An 18,725-nucleotide genomic window follows, 5' to 3' on the forward strand; every position below is an offset into this window, starting at 1 on the left:
TCCTGAGCCATTAATAGTACATAGGTACGGCTGCCAGCGCACAGCCCACTTTTTCCACGCGGTGTTCCGCGGCAGCGATTTTCATATCCTTTAACTCCATACCCCGCGATGCAAAGGCCTCCCGGAGCATGGCTTCAATTTTGGCCGCTGCCTCATCACGGCTGCAGCGTCCGGCAAATTCCATAATCACGCCAAAGGTGTCCGCGGAAAAACCCACTCCCACCGCAGCGGCAATCAATTCGCCGGGCACTTCACTGCAAATAAAACCGTAAGCGGTTGGCACCAGCGAACCGGGGGGAATAATCAAATCGGGATCATATTCCGCGGCCGGGGGCAATATGCTGCTAACTTTAAGCAAATTAATATTGCCAATTTTGCCTGCCAGCAAGGCATTGTCAAAAGCGGTTAGTTCGTTGTAACCTTCTGCGGCGGCAGCTGTCAAAAAAAACTTTTTTGGGGTAGGTAACATGGTCATAGCCCCTTCCAATACTTATTTTGCAAAATAACAAAATTTATTATATCAAACCCTGAAAAAAAATAAACTCTATTATTCTACATTTAACGTTATTTTTAACGTCTATGCATAAAACTCCAAACAATTTGACACATTAAAAAAGAATATTGGTAAAAGGAGGTTTTTAAAATTATGAAAACAGTATTAAGCACTTTCCCCAACCGGGATGCAGCGGAAAAAGCAGTGGCCGAACTGCGCCAAAAGGGGTTTGAGAAAGACATATCCATTGTAGCCAGAGACGAGCAAAACAGGGAGAAAAACCAGTATACCACTATGGGCACCGATGGTGTCACAGACGGTGCCACTACCGGCGGAGTACTGGGCGGTCTGGCCGGGCTTGCGGTAGGCGCCGGAGCGCTGGCCATCCCGGGCATTGGACCGCTGATCGCCGCCGGCCCTATTGCCGGGCTGCTCTCCGGCGCCGCCACCGGCGGTGTTGCCGGCGGTCTGGTAGACTGGGGCATCCCCCGGGAGCGCAGCCAGTTTTATGAAGATAGAGTTAAACAGGGTAACGTTTTAGTCTCCATCCGTGCCGATGACAACCGCATCAACGAAGCCGCCGACATACTAAGACGCTCAGGTGCGCAGGATGTCGAAACCCACTAAATGTAAAGCTTGCGTCTTAGCGAAATCGTTCAGCTAAAGCTGAACATCGGTGCTTTAGAAGGAGATTCTACCCCATCCGAACTAAAACTCCCGCCTATATAACAAGCGGGAGTTTTAGTAATTTGATCAGAGGGAGTGTCGCAAAACACTTTCTTGGAGTAGTGAGCGACACTCCCTTTCCCGGATGCAGCCAATTATTCCGATAATAATCCGGTATCTTTGCAAAAGGCTGCCGCACTATGAACTATTAGTCCGTTGTGCAACAACTCCTTTTCCAATCCAACAGGATTATCCAATTCTCCAACTTAAAATTTATAAGGATATCAAACCATGGCTTCGTAAATCCGCCGGTAAATCAACGCATCTTCGGCCTGCCGCCCGGCGGATTCACAGATTACCGTCGGGGTCATGTTCCTTGCCCGGATCAGTCGGGCCAAATGTGCAAAATCCGGGCCGTACCCTTCATCCAGTGTGGTGCGGTGTCGGCGTTCCCCCGCCCGGGTAAATTCTATGGGACTAAAATGCATATGCAAGTTTTTTACCGCCTCAGCGCCCAGCGCCGCCTCAATTTTATCCAGTACCGCGTTAAAAGCCGCCACGTCGGTTAAAGCACCCGCCCCAGCAGCATGCAAATGACCGAAATCAACCGTCGGCACGACCCCTTTACCTACAGTGCACAGTTCCAGAATCTCATCCAGGTTACCCAGCTGGGCCGGTTTGCCCATTGTCTCCGGTGCTACCGTTATATCACCAAAGCCATCTGCCTGAGCTATGTCCAACAATTCCGCCAGATGTTCTTTAGCCCGAAGCAATGCGGCCGGCCGATCATTTCCCACCTTGCCGCCCGGGTGCATAACCACGATTCGGGCCCCCATCCAATTAGCGGCTCGCAGCGCGTCCATAAAGTGCTTACGGGTTTTTTCCCTGATTACCCGGTCTGTGGCTCCCAGGCTGATATAGTAAGGCGCGTGTATGCTTAAAGCAATCTTATGAACCCTGGCCGCTTCACCTAATTTACTTGCCGTTTCCTGTTTTATATGCACTCCCCGGACACACTGATATTCATAAGCATTAAGCCCCATGCCGGCGAGCCACCCGGGCATATCCAGCGACGACTTAAAACCCGCCTCGTAAAAAGAATCGGCATTTCCCGCCGGACCGAAACGCATTTGTTGCATATTACCGTTCCCTTCTTAATTCCGACATAAATAAGTTAATAACCCCAAAGATCATTTTACCACATCTATCCCCCCTTTCCTCAAGCCTGCTCTGCCGGCGAAATAAACACCGCATATTTACTAAACAATAAAGGAAATTCTATAAATTTACAGTAATTATATATTATGTCTTTATTGAGGAAATTAAACACAGGGGATGATGAACATGATAAAGCCTTTAAAGCTGCTCGTTGCCACCCTTCTTGGCCTGTTAATACTGGCTGTACTTATCCAGTCCAAACTGCCGGACCGGGGAGGTCCCGCCACGGGACGGAGTGCGGATGGCAATGACACCACAGGATCTAATAATAAGCATATTACAATTGCCCAAGAACACACCGTATCCACACTAGACCCGGCAGCCGCCACCGATACCGGATCAATACGATTAATTTCCAATATATTTGAAGGGCTGGTGCGGTTTAAACCAGGCACCGCCAAAATCGAGCCCTGCCTGGCCGAATCATGGAAACTGTCTGAAGACGGGCTGACCTATACGTTTTATCTGCGCCAAAACGTTAGCTTTCATGACGGTGTCGCGCTGGACGCCTCGGCCGTACAGTACAGCGTGCAAAGGCAATTAACCAACCAATCCGGCGGAACCACCACTTACGCTGATTTTGTATATGCGCCGCTGGAGAAAGTAAAGGTTATTGACCAACATTCCATCGAGTTTCACCTAAAATATCCTTACGCACCGTTTTTAAATAACCTGGCCATACCCATGGCGGCTCCGATAGTCAGCCCGGCGGTGTCACGCCTGCCCCGTGATAAGTTAAGCAGCCACCCGGCGGGCACCGGACCATTCATCTATGCCGGGGAAAAAAACGGCGGCCAAATCTTAAAGGCCAACCACGATTACTGGAACACCCCGCCGGCAATAGAGGAAATATCATTCTTAAGCGTACCCGATACTGATCAGAGAGTGCAAATGCTGCTGGACGGCCATATTGATATTGCCCTTGATCTAACCTTTGCCCAAACAGCCGGGTTGCGTTTTAAAGGTTATCCGGTGCTGCGGGCCACCGGTCTGGATATAGGCTACCTGGGCTTTTATACCGATCGCCGGCCATTTAATCAACCGGCCGTGCGCAGAGCCATAGCATCGTCACTGGATCACCGGGAGATTTTAGAAAAGCTCTGGCCTCAGGAGACACGCCCGGCTCTTGGTCCATTGCCGCCCGCAGTGCTTGGCTACGACCCTAATATAACTCAGATCGACTGCGCGCCCGATAAGGCTGCTCAACTGCTGCGGGAAGCGGGATATACCAACGGGCTTTCTTTTACTTTAATTACTTATACCGATAAACGGCCTTACAGCCCCGGAGGTGGCCAGATTCTGGCCGAAGCGCTGGCCAAATCACTGGCCGAACATGGAATAACCGTAAAAGTGCAGGCCTACCCCTGGCAGCAATTTAAGCAAGCTCTAAGCCGCCGGGAAGGGAATGCCTTCTTATATGGTTGGATCAGCGACAACGGTGACCCGGATAATTTTCTATACACTCTGCTGGCGGAGAATCAAGTAAAAAATGGATTAAATCTCACCCGTTATCAAAACGAAGAGTTGGAAACAATGCTGCTAAGCGGCCGCCACACCGCTGATCCGGATACCAGGCAGCAATTCTATCGCCAGGCACAACAGATAATCAACCGGGATGTACCATGGCTGACGCTTAATCACAGCCTTCATTACTCAGCCACCTCCCCCCGGGTACAGGGATTTTTATTAAGCCCTACGGACTGGCCATTATTGTGCGGAATCATAAAAGATTAGCAGCTTACTAAGGATATTCCATTAACTTCCTTAAATATTAGTAGAATTTTGGCACATAATATGCTTGAAAGATTTTAAACAAAACAATTCCAAGGGGGTAAGTTAATGGATCAGATTTATCAACTGCAACAACAAATTCAAAGATTGCGCCAAGAAGTTAGCAACATCTCTCAAATGACTTCCCAATTGCAGCAGTTCGAGCAGAGCAACGCCGCCCAACTGCAGCGTCTGCAGCAGCATGAGGTAAATGCCACCCAGCAGCTGCAAAGAATTCAGCAAATTTGCGGTCAAATTAATAACGACCTGAACAGCGTCAGCAGTGCGGCCCAGCAGGCCAGCCAGCCCATGGCTCAGAACCTTTCTCAACTCGGCACAGGTGGCTATAGCCAGCAATTCGGCACCTTCGGCAACCAGTTTGCCCCCGGACAAACTACCGGCGTGTTTGGTCAAAACCAGCAATACCAACCCAATTATATCTCCAGCATGCCCTATCAGCAACAGCAACAGCAACAGCGCCTTGGTACCCAGTATACCAGCGGTTATTATTCACCCATGCAAACAGGTTATACACAAAGCTATAACCAATCCTTCGGTGGCTATGCATCACCGGGCCATTTGAATCTAGCACAAGGTTACGGCAATCAGCAGCATAACCAAAGCTTTGCGGAAAATCAGCAAATCAGCCAGCAAGCCCAGCAGGCGCTGGCTAACCGAATGAACCAAAACATGTCCAATTTGAATAACCAGCTTTCCACATCGGCATTTAATTACACCGGGTTCTAAATTTACACCACAGCATCACCCTGTGTAGTTACAGACGATATCTTTCTTGACCGATATCACGCATACTACATGACATAGCCCGTTAATCCACGGCCAAACACGGGTATGCGGATAACATTAAAAGTAAAAGGTTTTCCGGGAGGGCCCTGCGCGGGGCCCTCCCTTCAACGTTTTATCATTTAAATAGACAAATATTCCCCCTTAACATATTTTACCTATTGGCTTATAATATGGTAAAAGGTTTAATTAGGGGTGATACTTTTTGGCTAAGATTATTAAAGAAGGAGCCTCTTACAGTCAACGTGAAGTTGTGGACTTGCTGGTGGAGTTTTCCTCGTTTAAGGATCGGGTGGAAAAAAAGTTTAAAATACTGGCTAACGAGCTTGAAGGCAAAAACAATGAGCATGACCTCTGGGTCAACTTATACCTCATTTCCACCGATTATTCGGAAGAAATGCAAACCAAGCGGCAGAAACAAACTGAAAATTTGCAGAAAATTTCTTAGCTTTCCATACGTCCGGCAGCCACCGGACTTTTTTGTGTTTTATATTACCGGTAATCTCAGTATTGCAATAATGTCAACTGTTCAGCGAATTACACCTTACCATACATCAGTGTATAGAAAATGCCTTCCCAGGCAATATATTTAATAAAATAACTTCTAAGATTGGCTTTCGGACAAATTAATATACGGGAGGCGTTACTTTTGCAAGGTATTACAACCAGTTGGATCGTAGTTGGTTTGGGTGTGATTGTTTCTTTGATTGGTTGGTATGTAGGTGGTTACTGGGGTGCCGGCATACTGGGTTTCGGTCTGGCCCATATACTGCTGGGAGCCCTGGATATGTTCAGGCCCACAGTTGGAAACGAAGAGCAGCAATAGTACAACCATTAACTATATCCGAGAGCTGCCGGATCATTGGTTAAAATTTATCGAATTCCAGGACTCCCACTTCTATAGTGGGAGTCCCTGTTTTTACTTCAGGTGGAATGGAATTCCACCCGGACCCCCGATGCTCAGCTTTACCCCAGCCGCGCCATCGGCGAGCATTTCAGCCGTATTTACCATGACTTGCCAAATACTATTTACCCCATTCTTGCATAACCAGGCCACAAGCGCACAAAATATAGCCATGTTTACCAGATTTATTATCTACGGACTTTTGGGCTGGAATGTGGAAGTAATTTTTACCGGTCTCATGTCCGGCCTGCAGGGCAATCCTCGTTTAACAGCCCACACGTACCTGTGGATGCTGCCTATTTACGGATTAGCGGTGCTTTTTGAGCCGCTGCACAACATCATGCGCCCATTGCACTGGTACCCGAGGGGTATGATCTGGGTGCTGGTCATTTGGACAGTAGAGTTAACTACGGGCGGACTAATTCGCGCTTTTGTCGGCACCAGCCCGTGGATTTACCGGGACGGCTGGCAAATAGCAGGCCTGATTCGCCTGGACATGGCTCCGCTGTGGTTTGGTGCGGGATTGTTATTTGAACAAATTCATGACCGATTGACGAACAGACGCATCTTACTAATCAAGTAAAAGTTTACTGCCTCTCCCGCAGCCAAACACCCAGCTTATTGAAATCCTCCTCAATTACCTCTTTCAATGCCCGGCGGTAAATAGACGCCGCCGGGTGATACATGGGAAATACGATGTATTTCTCCAGTTCAAAGGACCGGCCATGGCAGCTGCCTATACGCATACTGCCGCCGCCCAGCCTTTTCAAAGCTACATCACCCAGGGTGACAATCACCCCGGGCGACAATATCGCCAATTCTTCATCCAACCAACGGGCACAGTGTTTTATTTCACATGTCCCGGGCTTGCGATTAGCCCGTCCGCTATTTTGTGTGGGGCGGCATTTTACCGTATTGGTAATTAATATATCTTTGCGCCCCAGGCCGGCCAACTTCAAATACCCATCTAAATTAAGCCCGGCTTGACCGACGAAGGGCATGCCCTGCTTGATTTCTTCGCCCCCCGGCGCTTCGCCCAAAAAAACAACGCCGGCTTCGTAATTACCGCGGTCTCTGACCAATCCGGCCCCCGTTCTCTCCCCCGGGCACGGACAACAACAATTTATTATGTGACTGTACAACTGCCGCAACAACTTTTCCTTCATAAGCACCTCTTTATATGCTAAGTAAATTTACCGCTTGTTAGTGCTTTAGGCACTGATAAATGCAGTAAAGTAAGATAAACATCACATTTGTTGGACTAGGACTGGGAATGGCTGAGAAAAAGCAAGAGAACCGTCCCTACACTTCCTATACACTTCCTATAATGATGATGCCCAGCAGACCAGAGGCAATTCAAAGTGGTGGGCAAAGTGCGGGCTGTGAGGGCGAACGCGTACCGTGTAGCCAAAGGTGCCCTGAGGCAGGCTGATGTCTCCCGTATAAACAACCCGCCCCTGTTCGCCGGACGCGCGCTCCTCATGTAAAGCCATAGTTTTAATTGACTGCAGCCCCCATCTGGTGGCTTTACCATACACCATTTCCACGCACACGTGCTCCCGACGTACCGGGCCCAGCTCTACGGTGGCCCGCACCGTTAATTTTTCTTCCGGATGCATACTTTCGGCGCCGCCGGTTTCAACGCTATAAATTTGTATATGGTGCCAGTTATCACGCAAGAACCTTTTCAACTCGTACAATTCTCCGGCTGCCCGATATCCGTCCGCACTAAATGTTTGGCTTCTTTGATTAGCCCGCAAGTAATACTCTTGAGCATATTCCTGCACCATCCGCTCGGTGCTGAAATGCGGGGCAATAGTTATAATGGACTGTTTCATCCACTTCACCCATTTTCGGGGCACCCCGTTCGTTTGGTCATAATAAGCCGGAATAATTACTTTTTCCAGCAGCGCATACAGCGCGTAAAAATCATGCTGATCACGAGCCTCATCATCGGGGAAATCCCAGTCCTCACCCACGGCAAACCCGTTTTCTCCATTATAAGCCTCGGGCCACCAGCCGTCCAGCACGCTGCAATTCAGTACACCGTTGACAGCGGCCTTCATACCGCTGGTACCACTGGCCTCCATCGGACGGCGGGGGGTATTCAGCCACACATCCACTCCCTGCAATAAATAGCGTGAAATATTAATATCATAGTTTTCTAAAAAAATAACCTTACCCCGAAAGCGATCATCGGCAGAAATTTCATTAATTAATTTAATCAGATCCTGTCCCGGCCGATCGGCGGGATGAGCCTTGCCGGCAAAGATAAACTGCAGCGGCAACTCGCGGTTATTGACCAGCGCGGCCAGCCTGTCTTTGTCCCTGAATAGCAAGCCAGCCCGCTTATAGGTGGCAAACCGGCGGGCAAAGCCAATGGTCAAAGCCTTGGGATCCAGGCAGCTTTCCACTTCATTTACCTTATCCGGCGTTTCCTGGTTACGCACCCGCTGCTGGGCCAGGTGATGGCGAGCTAAGATAATCATCTTCTGTTTTAAACCCGCGTGAACTTCCCACAGCTCTCGCTCAGGGATACCGCTCACCTTCTCCCAATCGGGGGGATAAAATACACACCGCTTCCATTCCCGACTCAGGTACCTGTTAAACAGTTCGCGCATCTCCGGGGCCAGCCAGGTTAGGGTATGCACGCCATTGGTCACCTGCCCGACAGGCACTTCCTCCAGGGGAACGCCCGGGTAAAGATGATGAAACATGGAGCGGGACACAGCGCCGTGCAAACGGCTGACTCCATTGGAAAAACCGCACTGCTTCAAGGCCAGCATAGTCATGTTGAAGCCGCTACGCTCCTGATCGGAAGCCAGCTGCATAAACTGCTCCCGGGCGACACCCAACCGCCCGTACAAATAACTAAAATAACGATCTATCATTTCCTCGCTGAATACATCATGCCCGGCAGGCACCGGAGTATGGGTGGTAAATAAAGTGTCCGCTCTCAGAGCCTCCAGCGCCGTACCCGCCGACAACCCCTTATCCTCCACCAGCTCCCGCAGACGCTCTAGCAGTAAAAATGCGGCGTGACCCTCATTAATGTGCCACACAGTAGGTGCTAATCCCAGGGCTCTGAGCGCCCTTACCCCGCCTATACCCAGCAATATTTCCTGGCCAATGCGCGTTTCCTTATCGCCGCCGTACAACTGCCCGGTAAGCTCCCGGTCTTCACGACTGTTGACCGGCAAATCAGCATCCAGAAAAAAAATACTGATTCTACCAACTTGCATATGCCATACCCGGGCCTGCACCTGCCGACCCGGCAGGTCAACCTCCACCACCAAATCCCGGCCGCTGCCGTCAAGGGCCGGAGTGATGGGCAAAATACTAAAATTTTGATAGCGATAATGCGCTTCCTGGCACCCTTCCCGGTTAATCAGCTGGGTAAAATAGCCGTGCTTATATAATAGTCCCACGCCCACAAAAGGCAGTCCGAGGTCACTGGCCGCCTTGCAATGATCCCCGGCCAGCAGACCCAGGCCGCCGGAATAGGTGGGATATGATTCATGCAGGCCAAATTCGGCTGAGAAATAAGCAATTAAGCAATTTTCGCCATCGGTTTTTTTCTTATTGCTTGCACACTCGCTTTGCGGTTCCGGCGCCTTCCGCCCTGCCGTACTGCACTGCGTAATGTGTTTATCATACCAGGTTTGCTGCTGCATATATATATCGAATGAGTCTATCGCCCGACGATACTGGCCTAAAAATTGCTCATTGGCCGCCGCCCTTTGCAAATCTACTTCGTTTACTTGCAATAAAAACTGCACAGGGTTATGGTAGACTTCCTCCCATAAATCCCGGTTAATAGCCCTGAACAAGTCCACGGCACAATCGTTCCAGCTAAAATAGAGATTATAGGCTAATTCCCTCAACCGCTTAATCTCCCCGGGTAAACGAGGGATGACCGTAACAGTGCGATACGAAAACATGCTAAATACCTCCACTCACATCAATTGCATTTTTTATTCCAACCCTAAATATTATAATATGGCCGGTCCGCTTTTATTAGTAATTTAAACTCCCTTAGCATAATTTTTATTTTTTACATAATCTTAACATAATTTTGCATAGATTTCTCGAAAACTCTGCTATACTTTAAGTAATTTTACCTAACTCCATGCTTTAGGAACGGCTTTACAAAAAATGAGGATTTAATTTCCAATAAGAAGGTGATTATTATGTTAAAGCTCATCGACCGGATGGAATTGCCCCAGTGGTATGACGAAAACAAAATGGTTTTGCTGGTGGTCGACCCTTATACCGTTTACTTATACTGGCAGCTGGCCTTCAGCCAATGTAAGGCTATAAAGGAACACCAGCAGGTATTACGCTTATTTGAACTGCCCCCGGAGCAATTAGCGCACGAACAGCCCGGATTGTTAAATAGTATACTTTTACCCGCCTTCACCGATAACTGGTATTTCAATGAACTAAAGCCGGGCTGCCGTTACCAGGCGGATATGGGCTGGGAACAAAACGGTGTTTTTTATAGCATAATCAAATCCAATACCGTTAATATGCCGCCAGCCGCGCCTTCAGCCACAACAAGTCAGGCAAAATGGCGGCCTGTGGAGCATCTGCAGGAGACCGCCATTATCCCTGCGGCACTGCCTACACAAACAGTCAAAGAGTTAATTCAGCAAATGTCCTTTTACATGGGCATTAACGAAGCATCCTGACAATGGGGGTGACATAATGAGCACCGGTTACCTGGCACTGGTACTGCACGGGCACCTCCCCTATATACATCACCCTGAAATGCCTGAAATGATGGAAGAAAGGTGGCTGTTTGAAGCACTGACCGAATGCTACTTACCGCTGCTGAATGTATTTGAGTCACTGCAAGAGGACGGAGTGCCTTTTCGGCTCACCTTTTCTCTCTCCCCCACTTTAATCACCATGTTAAACGACCAAATGCTGCAGGAACGTTATTTGGAACACCTGCAAAAGTCCATCGTATTGGCCGGTATGGAACGTGAACGCCTCCAAGGCGACCCGGACTACAGGCATCTGGCCGGTTTTTATCTCGAAACACTTTCTGAAATAAAAAAACAGTATGAACTGTATAACGGCGACTTGATTAAACCATTTAAAAAACTGCAGCGGCAGGGTTGTTTGGAGGTAATAACCACTTGCGCCACCCACGGCTTTTTACCGCTAATGGCCAACCGGTCCAGCTGGCGGGCCCAAATCCAGACAGCCCTGGAACTGTACACAGGTTATTTCGGCCACCCGCCCGCGGGCATGTGGCTGCCCGAGTGCGCCTATGCACCGGGCCTGGAAAAAATGCTTAAAGATTACCGGATCGGTTATTTCTTTGTGGACAGCCACGGCATTACCAACTGTAAGCCATCTCCATTATTTAGCACCTACGCGCCGGTCTGCACCGAAACCGGGGTGGCCGCTTTCGGGCGGGACCCCGCATCCTCCCGGCAGGTGTGGGACCGGCACGGCGGCTACCCGGGCGACCCCTTATACAGAGAATTTTACCGGGATATCGGCTTTGATCTGCCCTTGGATTATATCGGGCCATTTCTGCCCGGTGATAATATCCGGGTGGATACCGGGTTTAAGTACCACCGCATCACCGGCGGCGGTCCGCACAAGGAGCCCTACCTGCCCGCCATGGCCAGAGAACAGGCGGCCCGCCACGCCGAAGATTTTTTACAACGGCGCTGCGAACAGCTAACCAGGGCGGCCCGCAATATGAACCGCCGCCCGCTGGCAGTGGCTCCTTATGACGCCGAACTGTTCGGGCACTGGTGGTTTGAGGGTCCGGCCTGGCTGAATTTCCTTTGCCGGGAAGCCGCCGCCAACAGCTCATTGCGCCTGGTCACTCCGGCTGAATACCTGCAGGAGTATCCGGACAACCAGGCAGTGGAGCTGCCCATGTGCAGTTGGGGCGAGGGCGGTTATAACCAGTTCTGGCTTAACCCGTCCACCGACTGGATCTACAAGCATCTGCATCAGGCCGAAGATAAAATGACCGGGCTGGCCGACAGTCACCGTAATGCGCAAGGTCTGCAGCAAAGATGTTTGAACCAGGCCGCCCGGGAGCTGCTGCTGGCCCAGAGCAGCGACTGGCCCTTTATCATTCACTCGGACACAGCGACAGAATATGCGGTACAGCGCTTTAAAAACCATATCGGCCGGTTCAATACACTGGCCCGGATGCTGGAAACCGGCGACATCCATATTGATATATTAGAGGGTATAGAAGCGCGGTCCAAGTTCCTGCCGAATATCGATTATCACGTTTATTGCACCCACGGCACAACCGAACGCCCGGCCACCACACGGGCGAGCTACCGCATTTTAATATTATCCTGGGAATACCCTCCTAAAACAGTAGGCGGACTGGCCAGACATGTCCATGATCTATCATGCGCCCTGGCGGCCCTGGGGGACGAAGTGCACGTAATCACCTGCCCGGTATCAAGCAAGGGCGTCTACAGCCTGGAACAAGGCGTACACGTACACCGCATCCCCACTGATTTGCTTAACGCGGAAAATTTTATGGAGTGGGTAGGGCAGCTTAATAGCGGCATGCTCGAACTGTCCGGCAAGCTGGCGGAGGTATTCGGGCCCTTCGACCTGGTACACGCTCACGATTGGCTGGTGGGCGAAGCAGGCGGTCAAATATGCAACCGGATGAACCTGCCGCTGGTGGCCACCATCCATGCTACCGAATACGGGCGCAACCAGGGTCTGCACTCCGATTTACAAAAGCATATTCACAGTCTGGAACAAAAGCTTACCGAACGAGCCGCTTTAATTATCGGCTGCAGCCGTTACATGAGCCAAGAAATCGCCCGTTTATTTAACCAGCCGGCTGACAAAATAATCGTTATTCCCAACGGGGTAGAGCCGGAAAATATTTTACCCGAACGGGAAAAAGCACCGTCCGAAAACAGTCGGGAAAAAAGCATCGTTTTTCTGGGCCGCCTGGTACCTGAGAAAGGCGTACAAGTATTAATCGAAGCACTGCCGCTGGTCATGCAAAAGGCTGGGCCGGTCAGACTGCTTATTGCCGGTAAAGGGCCATACCAGTCCGATCTGGCCGATCTGGCTCAAAGACTGGACGTGGCCGGCCAGGTGAGTTTTGTAGGCTTTGTCAATGACCACGCTCGCAACGAACTGCTGGGCCGATCTGATGTGGCTGTTTTCCCCAGCCTTTATGAACCCTTCGGTATCGTAGCACTGGAAGCAATGGCCGCGGGTATACCTGTGGTGGTGTCTGAAACCGGGGGACTGCGGGATATTATTGAGCACGGCGTGGACGGCTACTGCGCACCGCCCGGTGATGCCGCTATGCTGGCCCATTACATTGCCGAGCTGCTTAACAACCCCGAGCTGGCCCAGCATTTTACCAGGCGGGCCAGGCGCAACGTAGCCGTTAAATTTAACTGGCAGCAGATTGCTGCCGCCACTTTGAAAGTTTACGCCGGGGCCATCAGCCGGATTTCAACTAATTGAAACGAACTATGATAACCCCATATTATGAAATAACACAAAGCGACCTGTTATGGCCACCGGACTTAATACTTATCATGCTCCATATCACCAAAACCCGGAAGCAAAAAGAAATCCCCTTCCCAAAAAGGGAAGGGGATTTCAACTTCAAGCCCGTAATGACCTGCGCTACAACCACTATGAGTATCTGCATAGCCCACGGCAACCTTTCGGCTGTCATGAACCATTACGACACCCATAATGATCTTTGCTCGACCATTATGGATACCTGATGAGCCTATAATAATCTCTCGACTATTACAAACCCAAAAAATTAACAACCACGGTTAAAATATACGGCACCCATAATAATCTTAGCTCGACCGGTAAACATCCCTTACGACCATATAATAATCTTTAGGACTATTATATAGCCTGCCACAACATTTACCGATCTGCCCGCCGACTAATACCGAGCCTTACGACCCGATATTAATCTTTGGCCGACTGTTACAGAGCCTTTACGACCCCATAACAATCTTGGCTCGGCCATTACGAACCTTGCATTATTATATTGCCCGCTTTAACAGCCGGCTATTACTGGTAAATTTTAACCGACACAATTTTGATAATCGAAAAGTTGCAATAAGAAACGCAAAAATAAACGCCCCGCAAGGCGTTTATTCTTCCATTTGTTTGGCTAAAAACGAGGCCGCTGTTTCCGAGAGTTTTTTCTCCAGATCGCCCATGCGGGCCTCTCCGCTGGTAGTGATGATCACGGCGCCGATGGCATCCCCGTTGGCAATAATAGGGGATATAACGCTGTTTTTAAGCATCGTACGGTCATCCACAGTAAAGCTGTGCTCCTCTTCGACTATCCGGGTCTGCCGGTTGTTAATGATCTCCTCAAGCATACCACTAATGGGCTTTTTCATTAATTCTTTTTTTAATCCGCCCGAAACAGCAATTATTTCATCACGGTCAGCAATACATACCACATGTCCCAGAGCCTCATGCAGCGAATCGGCATACTCCTTGGCAAACTCACCCAATTCATTAATGGGAGAATATTTCTTTAAAATCACTTCCCCCTCACGGTCAACATATATCTCCAATGGTTCGCCTTCACGGATTCGCATGGTGCGCCTGATTTCTTTGGGAATAACTACACGGCCAAGATCGTCTATTCTTCTCACAATGCCAGTGGCTTTCATCCCTGTACCTCCTCTATTAAGTCTTGCTTTAGTAGTATCCTAATTTTGACCAAACCATTACAGGAAACCATTGCAAAAAAATACCTTTTTAAAAACCCAAATCCGTTTTAAATTCAAGCAAAACCAGTGTTATGTAGGAATTTTGCCCATAAAAGTGCTATATAAAAGCTACATTAAAAAAAAATAACACTTTATGGTAACCCCCCCTCAATTGACTTAATTTTAAAAAATTTTTTAAAATCAATTTTTAAATATTAAAAATTATAAACTTTTTCATTGACAGCAGCCAGAAATACCATTGCCTACACTCAGGCACAAAAGTTGCTATATAAAACACCAACTGTTGCGATAGCCCCTAAACTACATAAAAAGCCGACACACAGCAAAACAACCGGCAGTAAAATAAATTCCTTAATTAAAGGAACTTTATCAATCGGTGTCTAATTTTTAAATACTAAACTGATTTAAAATTTTTAGATAAACGAATTAGCAAATAATTTAATTATATATTTCAAAGGAGGCGATAGTTATAGAAAACAAGCCCACCCCCCAACGCCGGGCCGGCTACTACAACCCCAATAAGAAAGGAGAAGAAGCTGTTGCTACAGAGAACCCTAGCTAGAAGCAACAAGACCGACCTGTATCTGGATCTGATTGAATTAACCAGCGGGTTTATCCTGGTGGGATTTTTATGGACCCACATGCTTTTCGTGGCTACCATATTAATCTCCCCGGAAACGTTTAACTTATTATCCGAACTTTTGGATACTTATTACTTGTCTTACATCGGCATCCCGTTTGTTGTAGTGGTTGCACTCATGCACTTTGTTATCGCGGGACGCCGCATACCCACCCGGATGCAGGAACAGCGCATTGTCTGGCAGCACGCCAAGATGCTGCGTCATACCGATACCTGGACCTGGGTGTTTCAGGCCATTACCGGTATGGCTATTTTGGTACTGGCCAGTATTCACGTATGGCTGGTGGTCACAGGGTGGCCTATCCGTGACTTTACCAGTGCCCAGCGCATGGAATCATTTTGGTGGTTCTATCTAATACTGCTCATCGTTGGCGAATATCACGCGGGATTTGGCATTTACCGCCAGTTCGTCAAGTGGGGCTGGTTCCCGCGCAAACCCATCGGCTATATTTCTAAAGCTATTACCGCCATTATACTTGTCCTGGGACTGGCGGCAATGGTGGTCTTTGTCCAGTTAGGAGGTACCCTATGAGCATATACCAAACACACATAACCGATGTACTAATCGTAGGTGCGGGCCTGGCCGGTGAAAGAATTGCCGTGGAGGCGGCTTCCGCGGGACATGATGTGACACTGCTCAGCCTGGTGCCGCCGCGCCGTTCGCACAGTACCGCAGCCCAGGGAGGCATGCAGGCATCTTTGGGCAATTGCGCCATGGGCGAAGGCGATAACTCCGATGTACACTTTGCAGACACCGTAAAAGGTTCCGACTGGGGCTGTGACCAGGAAGTAGCCAGGCTGTTCGTAGAAAACGCCCCCCTGGCGGTTAGGGAAATGGCCATCTGGGGTGTACCCTGGAACCGTGTGGTAGCGGGCCAGAGAAAGCTCCCCGACGGCAGAATGCTGGAAGAGAAAAAAGAAAAAGAGGGGTTAATCACCGCCCGGGACTTCGGCGGCACCGCCAAATGGCGCACCTGTTATACCGCTGACGGCACGGGACATACCCTGCTATATACTATGGACAGCATGGTGATTAAAATGGGCATCACGGTGCATGACCGCACCGAGGCCATCTCTCTTATTCACGACGGGGAGCAATGCATTGGCGTGGTGGCCCGCTGCCTGCGTACAGGCGACCTGCGGGTTTATATAGCCAAAACCACTGTCATCTGCACCGGCGGCTACGGCCGGCTGTACAGCGCCTCAACCAACGCTGTTATAAACGAAGGCAACGGCATGTTCGTGGCCCTGAACACAGGCATCATTCCCCTTGGTAATATGGAAGCAGTTCAATTTCACCCCACAGGCATGGTGCCGGTATGGATTCTCATTACCGAAGGTGCCCGGGGCGACGGCGGCTACTTGCTGGATAAAAACAAATACCGCTTTATGCCGGATTATGAGCCCAAGAAGAAAGAACTGGCCTCCCGGGACGTGGTGTCCCGCCGCATGACCCAGCATATACGGGCCGGTCACGGCGTAGACAGCCCTTACGGCCCACACCTGTGGCTGGATATCCGGCACCTGGGTGCCCAGCATATCAATACTAATTTACGGGAAATCGCCAACATTGCCCGCAATTTTGCCGGCGTCGACCCGGTTAAAGATTTAATCCCCGTGCGGCCCACCCAGCACTACAGCATGGGCGGCGTACGCACCAATAAGGACGGCGCCGCTTACGGTCTGAAAAACCTGTTTGCCGCAGGCGAGGCAGCTTGCTGGGACCTGCACGGTTTCAACCGCCTGGGCGGCAACTCCCTGGCTGAAACTATTACGGCCGGCCGGATTATCGGTAAAAAAGTGGCCGAATATACTAAAGACGCCACCTTGTCATACAGTTACAAACTGGTTGATGACGCTGTTAAAGAGCAGGAGAACCGCATCAAAGCACTGGTGCACGGTTGGAACGGCAAAGAAAACGTATATGATGTCCGCAACGAGATGGAAAAGAATCTAATGGACTACGTGGGTATTTTCCGCAATGGTACAGATTTGCAGAAAGCCGTCGATAACCTGCGGGAAGTATATCACCGCTCGCTCAAGATCGGTTTAGAATCCAACGGCGAAGGACCCAACCCGGAACTGGCTCAGGCACTGCGCATGACCGGCATGGTCCGCCTGGCGCTATGCATAGCCTATGGCGCACTGACGCGCACGGAAAGCCGCGGCAGCCACGCCCGGGAGGATTATCCCAAGCGGGATGACACCAACTGGCTTAAGCGCACTTTGGCTTACTGGCCCCAAGATGCAGATCTGCCCGAATTGAAATATGAGCCCGTCAAGATCACCGAACTGCCACCTGGGGACCGCGGTTACGGCGAATCCTCGGCTCAATCAAAAGGAGGCAAATAATGGCTGATCGTGAGTTAACCTTTGAAATATTTCGTTATAATCCTGCCAGACCCGAAATTAAGCCGCACATGCAGACATATAAACTCAAAGAAACCACGGGCATGACCATATTTGTGGCACTGAATATGATTCGGGAACAACAGGACCCGTCATTGATGTTTGACTTCGTGTGCCGGGCCGCCATTTGCGGCTCCTGCGCCATGATCATCAACGGGCGTCCCAAACTGGCTTGCAAAACGCTAACCAATACACTGCCCAAGAAAATAAAACTATTCCCGCTGCCCGTGTTTAAATTAATCGGCGATTTGTCCGTGGACACCGGCACCTGGTTCAGGAACCTGTCTCTGAAAACCGAATCATGGGTGCATACCGGCAAAACCTTTGATTCCGCCAAGCAGGAAGAGCACATGGACAATAAAACCGCCCTGGAGATATACGAGGCGGAACGCTGCATTGAGTGCGGCTGCTGTATATCGGGCTGTGCTACCGCCAATATCCGGGACGAGTTTTTAGGCGCGGCGGGCATCAACCGGGTAGCCCGGTTCATGGTGGACCCCCGGGATGAACGCACTCCGGAGCAATATTTTGAAATAGTAGGCTGCGAGGAAGGGACCTTCGGCTGCATGGGCCTAATGGCCTGTGACGATAACTGTCCCATGGAACTGCCCCTGCAGATGCAACTGGCTTTTGTCCGGCGCAAGATGGCTTCCATCGGCTTGGGCATTAAGCAGGAGAGTAAAATTAAAATGGGAATCGGCTAATATAAGGGGTCAGGCTTTAACTTTATTAACTTTATCTAAGCAGATTTTCCCAAAACAGCCATGCCATTATACGGCGCCCATAAAAAGATAAAATGCAGTATAGTACGTCATCGCTATGAATAAAATCTGTGATACTTATTAAAGTCCGTCATTGCGGGCTGCGAAGCGACGAAGCAATCTCGCTTGCAGCCCGCATTTCTTTGGGAGACCAGCTTCGGAGTATGGATTGCTTCGCTACGCTCGCAATGACATTAGCCAGCAATGACATATATTCGTTTATCGTAGTGCGTGCAACGCATGATAATTGCGAAGAGCAAAGCGAAGTAGCAATCTCATATCGCAACAAACCGCCAACTCATTGAAATTGCTATACAATGTT

The 18,725-nt window shown here is 49.7% G+C and carries 16 protein-coding genes; 11 read left to right on the forward strand and 5 right to left on the reverse strand.

The features are described 5' to 3' along the window. Positions 1-10: 10 nt before the first annotated feature. A complete protein-coding gene (locus ABDB91_RS15690; RefSeq protein WP_347488627.1) occupies positions 11-469 on the reverse strand; it encodes an arginine decarboxylase, pyruvoyl-dependent in 459 nt (152 codons plus the stop codon). 177 nt (positions 470-646) lie between these two features. Between ABDB91_RS15690 and ABDB91_RS15695 the strand changes: the two genes are divergently transcribed. Then, entirely contained in the window at positions 647-1,120 is a 474-nt protein-coding gene (locus ABDB91_RS15695) for a general stress protein (protein WP_347488628.1), read from the forward strand. 323 nt (positions 1,121-1,443) lie between these two features. On the opposite strand, the gene ABDB91_RS15700 is transcribed toward ABDB91_RS15695, so the two are convergent. Further along, a complete protein-coding gene (locus ABDB91_RS15700) occupies positions 1,444-2,298 on the reverse strand; it encodes a TIM barrel protein (protein ID WP_347488629.1) in 855 nt (284 codons plus the stop codon). A 205-nt stretch (positions 2,299-2,503) separates the two neighbouring features. On the opposite strand from ABDB91_RS15700, the gene ABDB91_RS15705 reads away from it, so the two are divergent. The 5 genes from ABDB91_RS15705 (at position 2,504) to ABDB91_RS15725 (ending at position 6,438) form a co-directional block, all read left to right on the forward strand. Continuing rightward, positions 2,504-4,111, forward strand: a complete 1,608-nt coding sequence (locus tag ABDB91_RS15705) for an ABC transporter substrate-binding protein (protein ID WP_347488630.1) — start codon at positions 2,504-2,506, stop codon at positions 4,109-4,111. A gap of 105 nt (positions 4,112-4,216) precedes the next feature. Then, complete coding sequence (locus ABDB91_RS15710; RefSeq protein WP_347488631.1) at positions 4,217-4,894, forward strand: hypothetical protein; 678 nt, start codon at positions 4,217-4,219, stop codon at positions 4,892-4,894. A gap of 262 nt (positions 4,895-5,156) precedes the next feature. Further along, on the forward strand, positions 5,157-5,399 hold the full coding sequence (locus tag ABDB91_RS15715) for a hypothetical protein (protein WP_347488632.1): 243 nt from the start codon (positions 5,157-5,159) through the stop codon (positions 5,397-5,399). A gap of 201 nt (positions 5,400-5,600) precedes the next feature. Next, the gene (locus tag ABDB91_RS15720) at positions 5,601-5,777 is read left to right on the forward strand and encodes a hypothetical protein (protein WP_347488633.1); all 177 of its coding nucleotides are present in this window, start codon (positions 5,601-5,603) and stop codon (positions 5,775-5,777) included. 184 nt (positions 5,778-5,961) lie between these two features. Next, the gene (locus ABDB91_RS15725) at positions 5,962-6,438 is read left to right on the forward strand and encodes a hypothetical protein (protein WP_347488634.1); all 477 of its coding nucleotides are present in this window, start codon (positions 5,962-5,964) and stop codon (positions 6,436-6,438) included. A gap of 4 nt (positions 6,439-6,442) precedes the next feature. On the opposite strand, the gene ABDB91_RS15730 is transcribed toward ABDB91_RS15725, so the two are convergent. After that, on the reverse strand, positions 6,443-7,021 hold the full coding sequence (locus ABDB91_RS15730; protein ID WP_347488635.1) for a uracil-DNA glycosylase: 579 nt from the start codon (positions 7,019-7,021) through the stop codon (positions 6,443-6,445). Positions 7,022-7,177: 156 nt separating this feature from the next. Then, positions 7,178-9,796 carry an alpha-glucan family phosphorylase gene (gene glgP / locus ABDB91_RS15735; RefSeq protein ID WP_347488636.1) on the reverse strand — a complete coding sequence of 873 codons (2,619 nt, stop codon included), beginning with the start codon at positions 9,794-9,796 and terminating at the stop codon, positions 7,178-7,180. A gap of 249 nt (positions 9,797-10,045) precedes the next feature. On the opposite strand from glgP, the gene ABDB91_RS15740 reads away from it, so the two are divergent. Together ABDB91_RS15740 and ABDB91_RS15745 are read left to right on the forward strand one after the other, a co-directional pair. Then, a complete protein-coding gene (locus ABDB91_RS15740; RefSeq protein WP_347488637.1) occupies positions 10,046-10,546 on the forward strand; it encodes a DUF4912 domain-containing protein in 501 nt (166 codons plus the stop codon). Between the two features lie 16 nt (positions 10,547-10,562). Further along, positions 10,563-13,343, forward strand: a complete 2,781-nt coding sequence (locus ABDB91_RS15745; protein ID WP_347488638.1) for a 1,4-alpha-glucan branching protein domain-containing protein — start codon at positions 10,563-10,565, stop codon at positions 13,341-13,343. A 656-nt stretch (positions 13,344-13,999) separates the two neighbouring features. Here the strand turns inward: ABDB91_RS15745 and spoVT are convergent. After that, positions 14,000-14,533 carry a stage V sporulation protein T gene (spoVT, locus tag ABDB91_RS15750; RefSeq protein ID WP_347488639.1) on the reverse strand — a complete coding sequence of 178 codons (534 nt, stop codon included), beginning with the start codon at positions 14,531-14,533 and terminating at the stop codon, positions 14,000-14,002. A gap of 599 nt (positions 14,534-15,132) precedes the next feature. On the opposite strand from spoVT, the gene ABDB91_RS15755 reads away from it, so the two are divergent. From ABDB91_RS15755 to ABDB91_RS15765, 3 genes are read left to right on the forward strand one after another with little or no spacing between them, the layout of a single operon-like run. Continuing rightward, the gene (locus ABDB91_RS15755; protein WP_347488640.1) at positions 15,133-15,765 is read left to right on the forward strand and encodes a succinate dehydrogenase; all 633 of its coding nucleotides are present in this window, start codon (positions 15,133-15,135) and stop codon (positions 15,763-15,765) included. Then, complete coding sequence (locus tag ABDB91_RS15760) at positions 15,762-17,585, forward strand: fumarate reductase flavoprotein subunit (protein WP_347488641.1); 1,824 nt, start codon at positions 15,762-15,764, stop codon at positions 17,583-17,585. Before ABDB91_RS15755 ends, ABDB91_RS15760 begins: the two co-directional genes overlap by 4 nt. Then, entirely contained in the window at positions 17,585-18,346 is a 762-nt protein-coding gene (locus ABDB91_RS15765; RefSeq protein WP_347488642.1) for a fumarate reductase iron-sulfur subunit, read from the forward strand. Before ABDB91_RS15760 ends, ABDB91_RS15765 begins: the two co-directional genes overlap by 1 nt. Positions 18,347-18,725: the final 379 nt, after the last annotated feature.

The organism is Desulfoscipio sp. XC116, assembly GCF_039851975.1.
Lineage (GTDB): Bacteria > Bacillota > Desulfotomaculia > Desulfotomaculales > Desulfallaceae > Sporotomaculum.

Bases quoted from the DNA above. Each gene is read 5' to 3' on its own strand.
- ABDB91_RS15690 (WP_347488627.1), bottom strand. From the start codon at position 469: ATGTTACCTACCCCAAAAAAGTTTTTTTTGACAGCTGCCGCCGCAGAA.
- ABDB91_RS15695 (WP_347488628.1), top strand. From the start codon at position 647: ATGAAAACAGTATTAAGCACTTTCCCCAACCGGGATGCAGCGGAAAAA.
- ABDB91_RS15700 (WP_347488629.1), bottom strand. From the start codon at position 2,298: ATGCAACAAATGCGTTTCGGTCCGGCGGGAAATGCCGATTCTTTTTAC.
- ABDB91_RS15705 (WP_347488630.1), top strand. From the start codon at position 2,504: ATGATAAAGCCTTTAAAGCTGCTCGTTGCCACCCTTCTTGGCCTGTTA.
- ABDB91_RS15710 (WP_347488631.1), top strand. From the start codon at position 4,217: ATGGATCAGATTTATCAACTGCAACAACAAATTCAAAGATTGCGCCAA.
- ABDB91_RS15725 (WP_347488634.1), top strand. From the start codon at position 5,962: ATGACTTGCCAAATACTATTTACCCCATTCTTGCATAACCAGGCCACA.
- ABDB91_RS15730 (WP_347488635.1), bottom strand. From the start codon at position 7,021: ATGAAGGAAAAGTTGTTGCGGCAGTTGTACAGTCACATAATAAATTGT.
- glgP (WP_347488636.1), bottom strand. From the start codon at position 9,796: ATGTTTTCGTATCGCACTGTTACGGTCATCCCTCGTTTACCCGGGGAG.
- ABDB91_RS15740 (WP_347488637.1), top strand. From the start codon at position 10,046: ATGTTAAAGCTCATCGACCGGATGGAATTGCCCCAGTGGTATGACGAA.
- ABDB91_RS15745 (WP_347488638.1), top strand. From the start codon at position 10,563: ATGAGCACCGGTTACCTGGCACTGGTACTGCACGGGCACCTCCCCTAT.
- spoVT (WP_347488639.1), bottom strand. From the start codon at position 14,533: ATGAAAGCCACTGGCATTGTGAGAAGAATAGACGATCTTGGCCGTGTA.
- ABDB91_RS15760 (WP_347488641.1), top strand. From the start codon at position 15,762: ATGAGCATATACCAAACACACATAACCGATGTACTAATCGTAGGTGCG.
- ABDB91_RS15765 (WP_347488642.1), top strand. From the start codon at position 17,585: ATGGCTGATCGTGAGTTAACCTTTGAAATATTTCGTTATAATCCTGCC.